We start from the raw sequence: 14540 nt of genomic DNA, 5'->3' as shown, positions 1-14540 counted from the left end.
GATGTCCTTTAATACCGAATTTTAACATTTGGGGCAAAACATGGCTGCAATCCAGGGTGGGAATGCAGGGGTGCCCCATGTTTGTGAATGCAGCAGCGCAGGATATGGACGCGATTGGCAAATCGCATGCGGTCATTGTCTTCAAACCGGACGGCACCATTCTCGAGGCGAACGAGAATTTCTGTCACGTCATGGGGTATGCGCCGGCCGAGATCGTCGGTCGCCATCATTCGATGTTCGTCAGCGAGGACTATGCCGCAAGCCAGGACTACAGAGCCTTCTGGGACAGCTTGAGAAAGGGTGATTTCGACCGTCGGCAGTACAAGCGCATTGCCAAGGGCGGGCGCGAAGTCTGGATCGAGGCGTCCTACAATCCGGTCGTCAGGAACGGCAAGGTGCTGCGCGTCGTCAAGATCGCCACCGACATCACCGCCTTCAAGCTGAAGGCGCTGGACGACGCCGCAAAGCTCGATGCAGCATCCAAGTCCCAGGCCATCATCGAATTTACGCCGGACGGAACCATCATTGCCGCCAATGCCAATTTCTGCGCGACGCTCGGCTACAGGGCCGAGGAGATCGTCGGTCGCCATCACCGCATCTTCTGTGAGCCGTCCTATGTCTCCTCCGCCGACTATGCGGAGTTCTGGCCGCGTCTGGCGCGTGGCGAGCACTTCAACGGCGAGTTCGTCCGCTTCGCCAAGGATGGCCGGGCCGTATGGATACAGGCCGTCTACAACCCGGTCTTCGACGACCGGGGCAGGGTGGTCAAGGTCATCAAGTTCGCCGTCGACGTCAGCGAGCGCATGACCTGCCTTGAGAAACTCGGCCGCGCCATCGAGGCGGTGGCCGACGGCAATCTCGCCGTCTCGCTCGACGACCGCTTCACGCCGAGCATGGAAAAGACGCGGGAAGACTTCAATAACGCCGTCGGCGTGCTGCGATCCTTCATGGAACAGGTCCTGCAGAACGCCCGCGGCATCTCCGCAAGCGCCGGTCAGCTGAAGGAAGCCTCCGATGATCTCGCCCGCCGCACCGAACAGCAGGCGGCCTCCGTCGAGGAAACCGCGGCGGCGCTGACGGAGATTACCGAAACGGTGTCGAGCACCAGCGAGAGGGCACGCCAGGCCGGCACGTCGTTGACGCTGACGCGCAAGACGGCGGAGGAATCCGGTCGCGTCATGCGCGATGCCATGGGCGCCATGGCCGAAATCGAGCGCTCGTCCGGCGAGATTTCCAAGATCCTGAGCGTGATCGACGGCATCGCCTTCCAGACCAATCTGCTCGCCTTGAATGCCGGCGTCGAGGCGGCGCGGGCAGGCGAGGCTGGCAAGGGTTTCGCCGTCGTCGCCCAGGAGGTGCGCGAACTGGCGCAGCGCTCGGCGACGGCCGCCAAGGAGATCAACGCGCTGATCGGCGAATCGGCCGGCCATGTCGAAAAGGGCGTGTCACTGGTCAAGGCGACCGATGCGTCGCTGTCGGGAATCATCGATCAGCTCGCCAGCATCGACACGAATGTTTCGGCGATCGTCGAGGCCTCCAGCGAACAGTCGAGCGGCATCCGCGAGATCAACACGGCGATCAACGTGATCGATCACGGAACGCAGCAGAATGCGGCCATCGCGGAAGAATCGACGGCGGCCAATCATTCGCTGTCCGGCGAACTCGACACGCTGATGCAGCAGCTCGCCCGCTTCCGCACGACCGCCGAGCCCCGTGACCGCGCCGCCCGCCCGGCGCTGGCGCTCGCCGCATCGCGTTAGGGCCCGTCGCCAGGCATACCTTCGGCCGGTGGATGCGGATTGATGCCGCGCGCCGGCAACTCTCGCGAAGGCGAGAGGTAGCTCTTGCATGTTTCGCGTGGCGCACTAATTTGCGCAGCATGATAAGAGTAGTTTTCAAGGTGGCCGCCTGGGCATTGCTGGCGGCCATTGTTTTGGTCACCGTTTCCCCGATCGGCCTTCGCCCCCACACCATCACGACGGTCAACCTCGACCGGGCGGCGGCCTATGCGCTGACGACCTTCGTCTTCACCTTCGCCTATCCCAGGCATTGGAAATGGGTGCTGCTCTTCTCGGTCGTGGCCGCCCTCGGCCTCGAACTGGCACAGGAACTCTCGCCCACTCGCCACGCCCGCCTGCACGACGCCGTCATCAAGGCCGGAGGCAGCCTCTGCGGCAGCGCCGCCTGGTGGGTCCTCACGCAGCTCCGCGCGCGGCGGGCGGGGTGAGCAGCGGCAAGCGCGCTAAGCCTACCGCAATCACCTGAGATGCCGCGGACACAATAGGAGAATTTTGGGAAAATGGTGGGCGATGAGAGACTCGAACTCCCGACATCCTCGGTGTAAACGAGGCGCTCTACCAACTGAGCTAATCGCCCGTGCGCGTTGTGCGGATCAGTCGTCCGCCGCGTCGGTGGCCGTGATCTATGCGCATCGGAAAAATTCCGCAAGAGGGTCCAATCGATTTTTTTGCTTTTTTCAACGCTTCCGGTGTGCGCAGGGCAGGGAAGGTGGCGGGCCGCGGGTGATCGCATTATAAAAAGAATGCGTTCTCCGTTTTTGTCTCCCAAACCTGCTTGACACCCCCATTCGAACCGCTTAGTTAGCCGCACACCAAACGGCAACGCCGCTTGGCGGGGGGCGGCAACGTTCCCGAAGATTTCGAAAAGTGCGGGTGTAGCTCAGTTGGTTAGAGTGCCGGCCTGTCACGCCGGAGGTCGCGGGTTCGAGCCCCGTCACTCGCGCCACTTTCGACAGTCTTCAAACAATGCGCGGGTGTAGCTCAGTCGGTTAGAGTGCCGGCCTGTCACGCCGGAGGTCGCGGGTTCGAGCCCCGTCACTCGCGCCATTTTCTTTCTCGAGCCAGGCTCGATTTTCCTCCTCCATTTCCGTCAATGCGCTTCGCCTCATCCGGAGGTGCGCGTTTCGAGCCGTTCCCTGTGAGCGGTGGAGAAAGACCGTGAACTTATCCGATTATGACCTTGAATCGATTCGCCAATGTGCGGATCGCGTTTTCCTGCTGACCGGATGCTCGGGCGGCGGTAAGTCGACGCTTCTCGAGGCGCTCGGCCAAAAGGGGTTTGCCATCTATCCGGAGCCCGGCCGCCAGATCGTGCGCGAGCAGCTGGCGATCGGCGGCGATGCGCTGCCTGAGGAAAACCCGCTGCGCTTCGTCGAGCTGGTGGTATCGCGGGCGATCGCGCAGCGCGTGGCGGCGGCGCGGGAAGGGCGGATCGCCTTTTTCGACCGCGGGCCGATCGACGCGCTCGCCTATCTGGAGATGAAGGGGCTTCCCGTGCCGGTCTGGCTGGTCAATGCCGTCGGGCTTCTCGCGCACAACAGTCTGGTCTTCGTGCTACCACCCTGGCCGCAGATTTTCCGCCAGGATGCCGAGCGCCGCCACGATCTCGCCGCAGCGCAGGCCGAGTATGAGGCTTTGCTGCCCGCCTACCGCCGCTTCGGCTACCGCCTTGAGGTGGTCGACCAAGCGCCTGTGGAGGTGCGGGCGGAAAAGGTGGCGGCCACGGTCGCGAGGATGGTCCGGCCGGCCTGACGTGAGTCGTCGGATTCATGACGGCTATCAATCAGATCGATTTAAACGCTTGTGACCAAATCTGTTGCAATCGTGATGCTGCATTGCGAAGTTTTGTCGCGACTCCGAGATCAAGCCTTGATAAAGTCGTCCGCGTAGTGGTTCAAAGGCCGCTAACGGCTTGCGCGGCAGCGCAGGCTGCGCTAACCACGGCTCGTTGCAACACAGACAAATACGGCCTGTCGAATTTGGACGTTCGCGCCGCCCGGCGCAGATCCTGAGACAGGCAGGGACGGACTGAATGACTGACCTTCTCGGTTCCTATATTCCGATCGCAATCTTTATCGGCATTTCTCTGGTAATCGGCCTCGCTCTGCTGATCGCGCCGTTTGCCGTCGCCTTCAAGGCGCCCGATCCGGAAAAGCTGTCGCCCTTCGAATGCGGCTTCAACGCCTTCGACGACGCGCGCATGAAATTCGACATCCGCTTCTATCTGGTGTCGATTCTCTTCATCATTTTCGACCTTGAAGTCGCCTTCCTCTTTCCGTGGGCCGTTTCCTTCGGCGATATCGGCTGGTTCGGCTTCTGGTCCATGATGGTCTTCCTCGGCGTATTGACCATCGGCTTCATCTACGAATGGAAAAAGGGAGCTCTGGAATGGGAGTGACCGCGGAAAACACGACGCTCGTCGCGCCGCAGCCCAAGGGCATCATCGATCCGGCAACCGGCAAGCCGGTCGGCGCCGACGATGCATATTTCGGCGAGATCAACGACGAGCTGGCCGACAAGGGCTTTCTGGTCACCTCGACCCGCGACCTGATCACCTGGGCGCGGACCGGCTCGCTGATGTGGATGCAGTTCGGCCTGGCCTGCTGCGCCGTCGAAGGCCTGATGCAGGTCTCCGGCCCGCGCTACGACATGGAGCGCTTCGGCGTCGCCCCGCGCGCCTCGCCGCGCCAGTCGGACGTCATGATCGTCGCCGGCACGCTGACCAACAAGATGGCGCCGGCTCTGCGCAAGGTCTACGACCAGATGCCCGAGCCGCGCTACGTCATCTCGATGGGCTCCTGCGCCAATGGCGGCGGCTACTATCATTATTCCTATTCGGTGGTGCGCGGCTGCGACCGTGTCGTCCCCGTCGACGTCTACGTACCGGGCTGTCCCCCCACGGCAGAAGCCCTGCTGTACGGGGTTCTTCTGCTGCAGAAGAAGATCCGCCGCACCGGCACGATCGAACGCTAAGGGTGAAGGGCAGAGCGAATGACTGAAGTCTTCAACGAGCTTGCGTCTCATATCAAGGACGCGCAGAGCTCTCACCTCGTCGGCGTCGAAATCAAGCACGGCGAGCTGACGGTGACGGCTACCACCGCCGGCATCATCCCGCTTTTGACGTTCCTGCGCGACGACGTGCAGTGCGGTTTCGTCAACATCGTCGACATCTGCGGCGTAGACTATCCGCAGCGCGCCGAGCGTTTCGATGTGGTCTACCACCTGCTGTCGCCGCGCCAGAACGTGCGCATCCGCGTCAAGCTCGCGGTCGCTGAGGACGTGGCCGTGCCGTCGGCAACCGCTGTCTATCCGGGCGCCGACTGGTTCGAGCGCGAAGCCTGGGACATGTACGGCATTCCCTTCTCGGGTCATTCCGACATGCGCCGCATCCTGACGGACTACGGTTTCGAAGGCCATCCGCTGCGCAAGGACTTCCCGGTCACCGGCTTCGTCGAAGTGCGCTACGACGACGAGCTAAAGCGCGTTCTCTACGAGCCCGTCGAACTCAAGCAGGAATTCCGCAGTTTCGATTTTCTGTCGCCATGGGAAGGAACGGATTACGTTCTGCCCGGCGACGAAAAGGCCGCGAAGTAAGGACGGAAGGCTAGCTCCATGACTGAACACAACGTCCGCAACTTCACCATCAACTTCGGACCCGAACACCCGTCCGCGCACGGCGTTCTGCGTCTCGTGCTCGAGCTCGACGGCGAAATCGTCGAGCGTGTCGACCCGCATATCGGCCTGCTGCACCGCGGCACCGAAAAGCTGATCGAGACGAAGACCTACCTGCAGGCCGTGCCCTATTTCGATCGCCTCGACTACGTGGCGCCGATGAACCAGGAACACGCGTTCGCGCTGGCGGTCGAAAAGCTCCTGAAGCTCGAGATCCCGATGCGCGGCCAGCTGATCCGCGTTCTCTTCTCCGAGATCGGTCGCATCCTGTCGCACATCATGAACGTCACGACCCAGGCCATGGACGTCGGCGCCATGACGCCGCCGGTCTGGGGCTTCGAAGAGCGTGAAAAGCTGATGGTGTTCTATGAGCGTGCCTGTGGCGCGCGCATGCACGCCGCCTATTTCCGTCCGGGTGGTGTCCATCAGGACATTCCGCAGAAGCTGGTGGAAGACATCGGCAACTGGTGCGATCCCTTTATCAAGGTGCTCGACGACATCGAGGGTCTTCTGACCGACAACCGCATCTACAAGCAGCGAAACGTCGACATCGGCGTCGTCAAGCTCGAGGATGCCTGGGCCATGGGCTTCTCCGGCGTCATGGTGCGCGGTTCGGGCGCTGCCTGGGACCTGCGCAAGGCGCAGCCCTACGAATGCTATTCCGATCTCGACTTCGACATCCCGATCGGCAAGAACGGCGACTGCTATGACCGCTATCTGGTGCGCATGCACGAGATGCGCCAGTCGATCCGCATCATGAAGCAGTGCGTCGACCTGCTGCTCGGCAAGCATGCCGTCGGCCCGGTCTCGTCGCTCGACGGCAAGGTCGTTCCGCCGAAGCGGGCCGAGATGAAGCGCTCGATGGAAGCGCTGATCCACCACTTCAAGCTCTACACCGAGGGCTACCACGTGCCGGAAGGCGAGGTTTACGCCGCCGTCGAAGCCCCGAAGGGCGAGTTCGGCGTCTATCTGGTGTCGGACGGCAGCAACAAGCCGTACCGCTGCAAGATACGCGCTCCGGGCTTTGTGCACCTGTCGGCCATGGACACGATGAGCCGTGGTCACCAGCTCGCCGACGTGACCGCGATCCTCGGTTCGCTTGATATCGTATTCGGAGAAGTGGACCGCTGATTTCGGGCGGTCCTGAACCCGTTTTTTGGAATTTGAGATAAGGCGCGAAGAAGAATGTCCGTTCGTCGATTAGCCGAAGATAACATCCAGCCAGCCGCATTCGCCTTCACGGCGGAAAATGCAGCCTGGGCCGAGGCGACCATCAAGAAATATCCGGAAGGCCGTCAGCAGTCCGCCGTCATTCCGCTTCTGATGCGGGCGCAGGAACAGGATGGCTGGGTCACCAAGGCAGCGATCGAAGGCGTCGCCGAAATGCTCGGCATGGCCTATATCCGCGTGCTCGAAGTCGCGACCTTCTACACCCAGTTCCAGCTGAAGCCGGTCGGCACCAAGGCGCATATCCAGGTTTGTGGCACGACGCCCTGCATGCTGCGCGGCGCCGAGGACCTGATCAAGGTCTGCAAGAAGAAGATCCATGCCGAGCCCTTCCACACCAATGCCGACGGCTCGCTGTCGTGGGAAGAGGTCGAATGTCAGGGCGCCTGCGTCAACGCGCCGATGGTGATGATCTTCAAGGATAGCTACGAAGACCTGACGCCGACGCAGCTTGAGCATATCATCGACCGTTTCGAAGCTGGCCGCGCCGACGAAATCCGTCCCGGCCCGCAGATCGATCGCATCTATTCCGCTCCGATCGGCGGCCTGACATCGCTGACCGGCGACACGACCCCGTCGAAGAAGGCCGATTCCGCCAAGGCTGAAACCGCCTCCAAGGAAACGGAAGCCGAAAAGCCGGAACAGAAGGGCAAGCCGGACGGCTCGACCCCGAAGCCGGTCGAGGGTGAGATTGCCGCTTCGCAGCAGCCGGCGCTTGACGACGCCAATCGTCCGGCCGCCATCGACAAGCCGGAAAGCCCGGACGACCTGAAGCTGATCTCCGGCGTCGGTCCGGTGCTCGAAGGCAAGCTCAACAGCCTCGGCATCTACACCTATGCGCAGGTTGCCGCATGGACGAAGAACGAGATCGACTGGGTCGACGGCTATCTGAGCTTCAAGGGCCGGATCGAGCGCGACGAGTGGATCAAGCAGGCCGATGCGCTGGCGCGCGGCGGCGAGGAAGAATATGTCCGCGTGTTCGGCAAGAAGCCGCGGTAAGGGGTGAGACATGCTTAAAGATCAAGATCGCATCTTCACCAATATCTACGGCCTCAAGGACAAGTCGCTGAAGGGCGCCATGGCCCGTGGCCATTGGGACGGCACCAAGCAGCTTCTCGAAAAGGGCAGGGACTGGATCATCAACGAAGTGAAGGCCTCCGGTCTTCGCGGACGTGGCGGCGCCGGCTTCCCGACCGGCCTAAAGTGGTCCTTCATGCCGAAGGAATCGGACGGCCGTCCGCATTACCTCGTCGTCAATGCCGACGAGTCCGAGCCCGGGACCTGCAAGGACCGCGACATCATGCGCCACGATCCGCACACGCTGATCGAGGGCTGCGTTGTCGCGTCCTTCGCCATGGGTGCGCATGTGGCCTACATCTATGTCCGCGGCGAGTTCATGCGTGAGCGTGAAGCCCTGCAGGCGGCCATCGACGAGTGCTACGATGCCGGCCTTCTCGGCAAGAACAACAAGCTCGGCTACGACATCGACATCTTCGTCCATCACGGCGCCGGCGCCTATATCTGCGGCGAGGAAACCGCGCTGCTGGAAAGCCTGGAAGGCAAGAAGGGCCAGCCGCGCCTGAAGCCGCCGTTCCCGGCCAACATGGGTCTGTACGGCTGCCCGACGACCGTCAACAACGTCGAATCGATCGCCGTCACCCCGACCATCCTGCGCCGTGGCGCCGGCTGGTATTCGAGCTTCGGCCGTCCCAACAATGCTGGCACCAAGCTGTTCTCGATCTCCGGCCACGTCAACCGTCCGTGCACGGTCGAAGACGCCATGTCGATCACCTTCGAGGAGCTGATCGAGAAGCACTGCGGCGGCATTCGCGGCGGCTGGGACAACCTGCTCGCCGTCATCCCGGGCGGTTCTTCGGTTCCCTGCGTTCCCGGCGCCCAGATGAAGGACGCCATCATGGACTATGACGGGCTGAAGGAACTCGGCTCGGGTCTCGGCACGGCTGCCGTCATCGTCATGGACAAGTCGACGGACATCATCAAGGCCATCTGGCGCCTCTCGGCCTTCTACAAGCACGAGAGCTGCGGCCAGTGCACGCCGTGCCGCGAAGGCACTGGCTGGATGATGCGCGTCATGGACCGCATGGTGAAGGGCAATGCGCAGAAGCGCGAAATCGACATGCTGTTCCAGGTGACCAAGCAGGTCGAAGGCCACACCATCTGTGCACTTGGCGATGCAGCCGCATGGCCGATTCAGGGCCTCATTAAGCATTTCCGTCCGGAAATCGAAAAGCGTATCGACCAGTACACCTATAATGCCATTGACCGTGGCGTTCCGATGGAAGCCGCGGAGTAAGGGCAGGGCATGACGAGCAAGGCGCCAGGCAACGGCAGAAAGACGCCCGCGGAAGTTTCCGCGGACGATTTCGGCCGTGCTGCCGCCAAGCTGTTGCGTGATGCGCCCGCCGCACCGCTCTATCCTCTGCTGGCCCATCCGACGGCGGCCATGGCTGCCGCCACGGCAATCGGCTTCGGCCTGACGACGCAGATGGCGAGCGCCTTCCTCGGCGCAATGCAGGGCGCGTTCGACACGGCCGACCGTCTCTCGAAGGCGGCCGAAGCCGACGCGGCGAAGGTGGCGCCCGAGCCCGAGATTGCGCCCGAGCCAGAGGCCAAGGTCGAGCCCGCTGCGTCTGTTCCGGTCGCAGAACCGGCGAAGGCCGGGCCGGCTGTTGTCGCCAAGACAGAAAAGCCTGCGGCAAAGAAGGCCAAGCCTGCTGTGAAGTCTGCGAAGCCTGTTGCCGGCAAGGCACCGGGGAAGAAGGGCGCAAACGCCAAGGCTTCGTCTGCGGCCAAGGCGCCGGCTGCAAAGGCCGCGCCAAAGCAGGCGCTCGCACCGAAGGCCAAGACACGGGCCGCTTCCGGCAAGGCGGACGACCTGAAGCAGATTTCGGGCATCGGTCCGAAGCTCGAGGAAGTCCTGAACTCAATGGGCTATCGGCGCTTTGCCGATATCGCCAAGCTCGACGAGAAGGCAATCGCCAAGCTCGAAGCCGATACGGGCCTGACAGGCCGCATCGGCCGGGACGACTGGGTCGGGCAGGCAAAGACATTGTTGGGAAAGGAGGGGTAATGCAATTGGCACAGGTCAATATCGCCGAACTTCTCCATCCCCCCGGGGATCCCCGGGTTGCTGCCTTTGTCGACAACGTCGCGCTGATCAATGGTCTTGCCGAGCGCGCCGACGGTTTCGTCTGGCGCCTGCAGGACAAGGGCGAGGTCGAGGCGATCTTCGACAATCCGCTGATGACGGCGACGCTCAGCATCTGGCAGAGCCCCGAGCATCTGGAACGCTTTGTCTGGAAGACGGTGCACAAGAAATTCTACGGTCGCCGGGCCGAATGGTTCTCGCATCTGAAGAGCCATTACCTGGCGATGTGGTTCGTCGAGGATGGCGAGCGTCCGACGCTTCAGGAAGGCAAGGCGCGTCTCGATCACCTCGATGAGCACGGTTCGACCGACTACGCCTTCGACTGGCCGTATCTGAAGTCGTCGGAGATGTGGAAGTCCTACCGGCTGGAAAGCCAGCTCGAACGCATGCCGGCGGAGGGCAACGCCTGATGCATCTCGCCGAGCTCAACATCGCCCGTCTGAAATATCCCACCGACGATCCGCGCGTCGCGCCCTTCATGAATGCGCTCGATCTCGTCAACGGGATTGCGGAGCGTTCCGAAGGCTTCGTCTGGCGGCTGAAGGACGACAGCGGCAACGCGACCGACATGAAGGCGTTCGACGACGAGCGCATCATCGTCAACATGAGTGTCTGGCGCGATGTCGCCAGCTTCGAGAATTTCGTATGGAAGACCGTCCACAAGCAGTTCTATGCGCGTCGCGACGAATGGTTTTCCATCATGGATAAGCAGCACTTCGCCATGTGGTGGGTCGAGGACGGACATGCCCCGACAATCGCCGAAGCGAAGGAGCGGCTGGATTATTTGAACGAACACGGCAACAGCGACCATGCGTTTTCATGGTCGCATTTGCCGGAGGTGAAACTCTGGCAAAGCGCCCGTTGTGCTTGAGACACAAAGGCGTGCGTGAAGCAGGAAGGCAGATATGGCAAAGCTGAAGGTCGACGGTAAGGAAATCGAGGTTCCGGATCATTTCACGCTGCTGCAGGCGTGTGAGGAAGCCGGCGCTGAGGTACCGCGCTTTTGTTTCCACGAGCGGTTGTCGGTCGCCGGCAACTGCCGCATGTGCTTGATCGAGGTGAAGGGTGGGCCGCCGAAGCCGGCAGCCTCCTGCGCCATGGGCGTGCGCGACATCCGCGGCGGCCCGAACGGCGAGCTTCCCGAGGTCTACACCAACACGCCGATGGTCAAGAAGGCCCGCGAAGGCGTGATGGAATTCCTGCTCATCAACCACCCGCTCGATTGTCCGATCTGCGACCAGGGCGGCGAATGCGACCTGCAGGACCAGGCCATGGCCTTCGGTATCGACAGTTCGCGCTACACCGAGAACAAGCGCGCAGTCGAGGACAAGTATATCGGCCCGCTGGTCAAGACGGTCATGAACCGCTGCATCCATTGCACGCGTTGCGTCCGCTTCACCACCGAAGTCGGCGGCATTTCCGAACTCGGCCTGATCGGCCGTGGCGAAGATGCGGAAATCACCACCTATCTCGAGCAGGCGATGACCTCGGAACTGCAGGGCAACGTCGTTGACCTCTGCCCGGTCGGCGCGCTGACCTCCAAGCCCTTCGCCTTCACCGCCCGTCCGTGGGAACTCGGCAAGACCGAAACGATCGACGTCATGGACGCGCTCGGCTCGGCCATCCGCGTCGACACGCGCGGCCGCGAAGTGATGCGTGTCATGCCGCGCGTCAACGAGCAGGTGAACGAGGAGTGGATCTCCGACAAGACCCGCTTCATCTGGGACGGCCTGAAGACACAGCGTCTCGACAAGCCTTACGTCCGCAAGGACGGCCGTCTGCAGCCCGCAAGCTGGGCAGAAGCCTTCGCTGCCATCAAGGGCGCGGTTTACGCCACCAGCGGCGACAAGATCGGCGCGATTGCCGGCGATCTCGCCTCGGTCGAGGAAATGTACGCCCTGCAGGAGCTGGTGAAGTCGCTCGGCTCTGAAAACCTCGACTGCCGCCAGGACGGCGCGCAGCTCGACCCGGCGCTGGGCCGTTCGAGCTATCTCTTCAACACCACCATCGAAGGCATTGAAGACGCTGACGCTTTGCTGATCGTCGGCGCCAATCCGCGCTACGAAGCGGCTGTCCTGAACGCCCGCATCCGCAAGCGCTGGCGTCGCGGCAACTTCCCGATCGGCGTGATCGGCGAAGGCGGCGAAATGCGCTACGGCTACGAGTATCTCGGCGCCGGACCGGACACGCTGAAGGAAATCGCCGATGGATCGCATCCCTTCGCCGAAGTGCTGAACAAGGCTGAGCGTCCGCTGATCATCATCGGCCAGGGCGCCCTGTCGCGCACCGACGGCGCCGGTGTTCTGGCGACCGCCGCCAAGATCGCCTCGGCCTGCAACGCCGTCGTCGACGGCTGGAACGGCTTCTCGGTCCTTCACACTGCCGCCTCGCGCGTCGGTGGTCTCGACCTCGGCTTCGTGCCGGGTGCCAACGGCCAGGATGCTGCCGCCATGCTCGAAAGCATGGATGTGCTCTTCCTGCTCGGCGCTGACGAGCTCGACTTCTCCAGGAAGGCTGCGAAGTTCACGGTCTACATCGGCTCGCACGGCGACAACGGCGCGATGAGCGCCGACGTCATCCTGCCGGGTGCTGCCTACACCGAAAAGTCGGGCACCTGGGTCAACACCGAAGGCCGCGTCCAGATGGGCAACCGCGCCGGCTTCGCACCGGGCGATGCCCGCGAAGACTGGGCGATCATCCGCGCGCTGTCCGACGTTCTCGGCAAGAAGCTGCCGTTCGACTCACTGGCCGCACTTCGGTCCAATCTCTACGCCGCGCACCCGCATTTTGCGGCGATCGACGAGATCGCCGTCGGTGGCAGCGGAGAAATTGCCGCACTTGCGAAAAAATCGGGCAAGATGAACAAATCCGGGTTTGCAAGCACCGTCAAAGACTTCTATTTGACGAACCCGATCGCCCGGGCATCCGCCGTCATGGCCGAATGCTCGGCATTGGCCCGCAACAATTTCAAAGTCGCGGCAGAGTAAGGGCAGGGGACTATGGATTCTTTCGTTTCAACCTATGTGTGGCCGGCGGCCATCATGATTGGCCAGTCTCTGCTGCTGCTCGTCTGCCTGCTGGTGTTCATCGCCTACATCCTTCTCGCCGACCGCAAGATCTGGGCTGCCGTTCAGCTGCGCCGCGGCCCGAACGTTGTCGGTCCCTGGGGTCTTTTCCAGTCGTTTGCCGACCTTCTGAAGTTCGTCTTCAAGGAGCCGATCATTCCGGCCGGCGCCAACAAGGGCGTCTTCCTTCTGGCACCGCTCGTCTCCGTGACGCTGGCGCTTGCCACCTGGGCCGTCGTGCCGCTCGCCGATGGCTGGGTCGTCGCCAACATCAATGTCGGCATTCTCTACGTCTTCGCGATCTCGTCGCTGGAAGTCTACGGCATCATCATGGGCGGCTGGGCCTCCAACTCGAAGTATCCGTTCCTCGGCGCGCTTCGATCGGCAGCGCAGATGGTGTCCTATGAAGTCTCGATCGGCTTCGTCATCGTCACCGTGCTCCTGACGGCCGGTTCGCTGAACCTGACCGACATAGTCAATTCGCAGCAGCACGGCATCGGCACGATGATCGGCCTGCCGAACACGCTGCTCGACTGGAACTGGCTCGCCCTGTTCCCGATGTTCATCATCTTCTTCATTTCGGCGCTGGCCGAGACCAACCGTCCGCCCTTCGACCTTCCGGAAGCGGAATCGGAACTGGTTGCCGGCTTCATGGTCGAATACGGCTCCGCTCCGTACATGATGTTCATGCTCGGCGAATATGCCGCCATCGTCCTGATGTGCGCGCTGACCACGATCCTGTTCCTCGGCGGCTGGCTGCCTCCGGTCGACGTCTGGTTCCTGAACTGGGTCCCGGGCATCATCTGGTTCGTGATCAAGGCCACGATGGTGTTCTTCATGTTCGCCATGGTGAAGGCATTCGTTCCGCGCTACCGCTATGACCAGTTGATGCGTCTCGGCTGGAAGGTCTTCCTGCCGATCTCGCTCGCCATGGTCGTCATTGTCGCATTCGTCCTGAAACTCGGCGGCTGGGCATGATCATGCCGGCTGTTGGTTTCAAGAAAACTGGAGAATAAGGATGGCAAGCATTTCCCAGGCCGTCAGTTCCGTGTTCCTCAAGGAGTTCGTCGCCGCCTTCGGTTTGGCGCTGCGCTACTTCTTCAAGCCGAAGGCGACGGTCAACTATCCGTTCGAGAAGGGCCCGGTCTCGCCGCGCTTCCGTGGCGAGCATGCGTTGCGCCGCTATCCGAACGGCGAAGAGCGTTGCATCGCCTGCAAGCTCTGCGAGGCGATCTGTCCTGCCCAGGCCATCACGATCGAGGCCGGCCCGCGCCGCAACGACGGCACGCGCCGCACGGTCCGATATGACATTGACATGGTGAAGTGCATCTATTGCGGCTTCTGCCAGGAAGCCTGCCCGGTCGATGCGATCGTCGAAGGTCCGAATTTCGAATTCGCCACGGAAACCCGCGAAGAACTCTACTTCGACAAGGCGCGGCTTCTCGACAATGGCGACCGCTGGGAACGGGAAATCGCGCGCAACCTCGCGCTCGACGCTCCTTACCGCTGAGGTTCGACAAGTGAATGAAACGCTGCGGCTCCATCTGCCGCAGTTAACATAAACGGAGTACCGGCCCCTTGAACGGGGAGGGCTCCAGATCGGGCAGG

The 14540-nt window shown here is 62.2% G+C and carries 15 protein-coding genes and 3 tRNA genes; 17 read left to right on the top strand and 1 reads right to left on the bottom strand.

Annotated features, from left to right (window positions below):
* The first annotated feature begins 77 nt into the window (after nt 1-77).
* Nucleotides 78-1760 (top strand): PAS domain-containing methyl-accepting chemotaxis protein, encoded by a 1683-nt coding sequence (locus tag NN662_RS11990; RefSeq protein WP_261930477.1) that lies wholly within the window; start codon nt 78-80, stop codon nt 1758-1760.
* A gap of 119 nt (nt 1761-1879) precedes the next feature.
* The gene (locus NN662_RS11985; RefSeq protein ID WP_261930476.1) at nt 1880-2227 is read left to right on the top strand and encodes a VanZ family protein; all 348 of its coding nucleotides are present in this window, start codon (nt 1880-1882) and stop codon (nt 2225-2227) included.
* Between the two features lie 73 nt (nt 2228-2300).
* On the opposite strand, the gene NN662_RS11980 is transcribed toward NN662_RS11985, so the two are convergent.
* A tRNA-Val gene (locus NN662_RS11980) sits at nt 2301-2376 on the bottom strand.
* 292 nt (nt 2377-2668) lie between these two features.
* On the opposite strand from NN662_RS11980, the gene NN662_RS11975 reads away from it, so the two are divergent.
* From NN662_RS11975 to nuoI, 15 genes are all read left to right on the top strand, one after another.
* Nucleotides 2669-2745 (top strand) — tRNA-Asp (locus tag NN662_RS11975).
* Nucleotides 2746-2769: 24 nt separating this feature from the next.
* Nucleotides 2770-2846, top strand: a tRNA-Asp gene (locus tag NN662_RS11970).
* Between the two features lie 111 nt (nt 2847-2957).
* Complete coding sequence (locus tag NN662_RS11965; protein ID WP_261930475.1) at nt 2958-3551, top strand: AAA family ATPase; 594 nt, start codon at nt 2958-2960, stop codon at nt 3549-3551.
* A gap of 280 nt (nt 3552-3831) precedes the next feature.
* Entirely contained in the window at nt 3832-4197 is a 366-nt protein-coding gene (locus NN662_RS11960; protein ID WP_261930474.1) for an NADH-quinone oxidoreductase subunit A, read from the top strand.
* Nucleotides 4188-4772 carry a NuoB/complex I 20 kDa subunit family protein gene (locus NN662_RS11955; RefSeq protein ID WP_261930473.1) on the top strand — a complete coding sequence of 195 codons (585 nt, stop codon included), beginning with the start codon at nt 4188-4190 and terminating at the stop codon, nt 4770-4772. Before NN662_RS11960 ends, NN662_RS11955 begins: the two co-directional genes overlap by 10 nt.
* 18 nt (nt 4773-4790) lie before the next feature.
* Nucleotides 4791-5393 carry an NADH-quinone oxidoreductase subunit C gene (locus NN662_RS11950; RefSeq protein WP_261930472.1) on the top strand — a complete coding sequence of 201 codons (603 nt, stop codon included), beginning with the start codon at nt 4791-4793 and terminating at the stop codon, nt 5391-5393.
* Between the two features lie 18 nt (nt 5394-5411).
* Nucleotides 5412-6602 (top strand): NADH-quinone oxidoreductase subunit D, encoded by a 1191-nt coding sequence (locus tag NN662_RS11945; protein ID WP_261930471.1) that lies wholly within the window; start codon nt 5412-5414, stop codon nt 6600-6602.
* Between the two features lie 54 nt (nt 6603-6656).
* Nucleotides 6657-7697 carry an NADH-quinone oxidoreductase subunit NuoE gene (nuoE, locus tag NN662_RS11940; protein ID WP_261930470.1) on the top strand — a complete coding sequence of 347 codons (1041 nt, stop codon included), beginning with the start codon at nt 6657-6659 and terminating at the stop codon, nt 7695-7697.
* Between the two features lie 10 nt (nt 7698-7707).
* The gene (gene nuoF / locus NN662_RS11935) at nt 7708-9012 is read left to right on the top strand and encodes an NADH-quinone oxidoreductase subunit NuoF (RefSeq protein ID WP_261930469.1); all 1305 of its coding nucleotides are present in this window, start codon (nt 7708-7710) and stop codon (nt 9010-9012) included.
* A gap of 9 nt (nt 9013-9021) precedes the next feature.
* Nucleotides 9022-9789: a helix-hairpin-helix domain-containing protein gene (locus NN662_RS11930; protein WP_261930468.1), complete on the top strand. Its 768-nt coding sequence runs from the start codon at nt 9022-9024 to the stop codon at nt 9787-9789.
* On the top strand, nt 9789-10277 hold the full coding sequence (locus tag NN662_RS11925) for a DUF3291 domain-containing protein (RefSeq protein WP_261930467.1): 489 nt from the start codon (nt 9789-9791) through the stop codon (nt 10275-10277). Before NN662_RS11930 ends, NN662_RS11925 begins: the two co-directional genes overlap by 1 nt.
* Nucleotides 10277-10738 (top strand): DUF3291 domain-containing protein, encoded by a 462-nt coding sequence (locus NN662_RS11920; protein ID WP_261930466.1) that lies wholly within the window; start codon nt 10277-10279, stop codon nt 10736-10738. Before NN662_RS11925 ends, NN662_RS11920 begins: the two co-directional genes overlap by 1 nt.
* A gap of 34 nt (nt 10739-10772) precedes the next feature.
* Nucleotides 10773-12854, top strand: coding sequence for an NADH-quinone oxidoreductase subunit NuoG (gene nuoG / locus NN662_RS11915; RefSeq protein WP_261930465.1), 2082 nt, complete (start codon nt 10773-10775; stop codon nt 12852-12854).
* A 12-nt stretch (nt 12855-12866) separates the two neighbouring features.
* A complete protein-coding gene (gene nuoH, locus NN662_RS11910; RefSeq protein WP_261930464.1) occupies nt 12867-13910 on the top strand; it encodes an NADH-quinone oxidoreductase subunit NuoH in 1044 nt (347 codons plus the stop codon).
* A 40-nt stretch (nt 13911-13950) separates the two neighbouring features.
* Nucleotides 13951-14442 (top strand): NADH-quinone oxidoreductase subunit NuoI, encoded by a 492-nt coding sequence (nuoI, locus tag NN662_RS11905; RefSeq protein ID WP_261930463.1) that lies wholly within the window; start codon nt 13951-13953, stop codon nt 14440-14442.
* Nucleotides 14443-14540 lie beyond the last annotated feature (98 nt).

Origin of the sequence: Rhizobium sp. NRK18 (assembly GCF_024385575.1) — a bacterium.
Classification (GTDB): domain Bacteria; phylum Pseudomonadota; class Alphaproteobacteria; order Rhizobiales; family Rhizobiaceae; genus JANFMV01.
The sequence above is the reverse complement of the archived record's forward strand: the minus strand, read 5'-3'. Positions and strand labels throughout refer to the sequence as shown.

Coding starts and splice junctions, on each gene's coding strand:
- NN662_RS11990 (WP_261930477.1), top strand. CDS start 78: ATGTTTGTGAATGCAGCAGCGCAGGATATGGACGCGATTGGCAAATCG.
- NN662_RS11985 (WP_261930476.1), top strand. CDS start 1,880: ATGATAAGAGTAGTTTTCAAGGTGGCCGCCTGGGCATTGCTGGCGGCC.
- NN662_RS11960 (WP_261930474.1), top strand. CDS start 3,832: ATGACTGACCTTCTCGGTTCCTATATTCCGATCGCAATCTTTATCGGC.
- NN662_RS11955 (WP_261930473.1), top strand. CDS start 4,188: ATGGGAGTGACCGCGGAAAACACGACGCTCGTCGCGCCGCAGCCCAAG.
- NN662_RS11950 (WP_261930472.1), top strand. CDS start 4,791: ATGACTGAAGTCTTCAACGAGCTTGCGTCTCATATCAAGGACGCGCAG.
- NN662_RS11945 (WP_261930471.1), top strand. CDS start 5,412: ATGACTGAACACAACGTCCGCAACTTCACCATCAACTTCGGACCCGAA.
- nuoE (WP_261930470.1), top strand. CDS start 6,657: ATGTCCGTTCGTCGATTAGCCGAAGATAACATCCAGCCAGCCGCATTC.
- nuoF (WP_261930469.1), top strand. CDS start 7,708: ATGCTTAAAGATCAAGATCGCATCTTCACCAATATCTACGGCCTCAAG.
- NN662_RS11930 (WP_261930468.1), top strand. CDS start 9,022: ATGACGAGCAAGGCGCCAGGCAACGGCAGAAAGACGCCCGCGGAAGTT.
- NN662_RS11925 (WP_261930467.1), top strand. CDS start 9,789: ATGCAATTGGCACAGGTCAATATCGCCGAACTTCTCCATCCCCCCGGG.
- NN662_RS11920 (WP_261930466.1), top strand. CDS start 10,277: ATGCATCTCGCCGAGCTCAACATCGCCCGTCTGAAATATCCCACCGAC.
- nuoG (WP_261930465.1), top strand. CDS start 10,773: ATGGCAAAGCTGAAGGTCGACGGTAAGGAAATCGAGGTTCCGGATCAT.
- nuoH (WP_261930464.1), top strand. CDS start 12,867: ATGGATTCTTTCGTTTCAACCTATGTGTGGCCGGCGGCCATCATGATT.
- nuoI (WP_261930463.1), top strand. CDS start 13,951: ATGGCAAGCATTTCCCAGGCCGTCAGTTCCGTGTTCCTCAAGGAGTTC.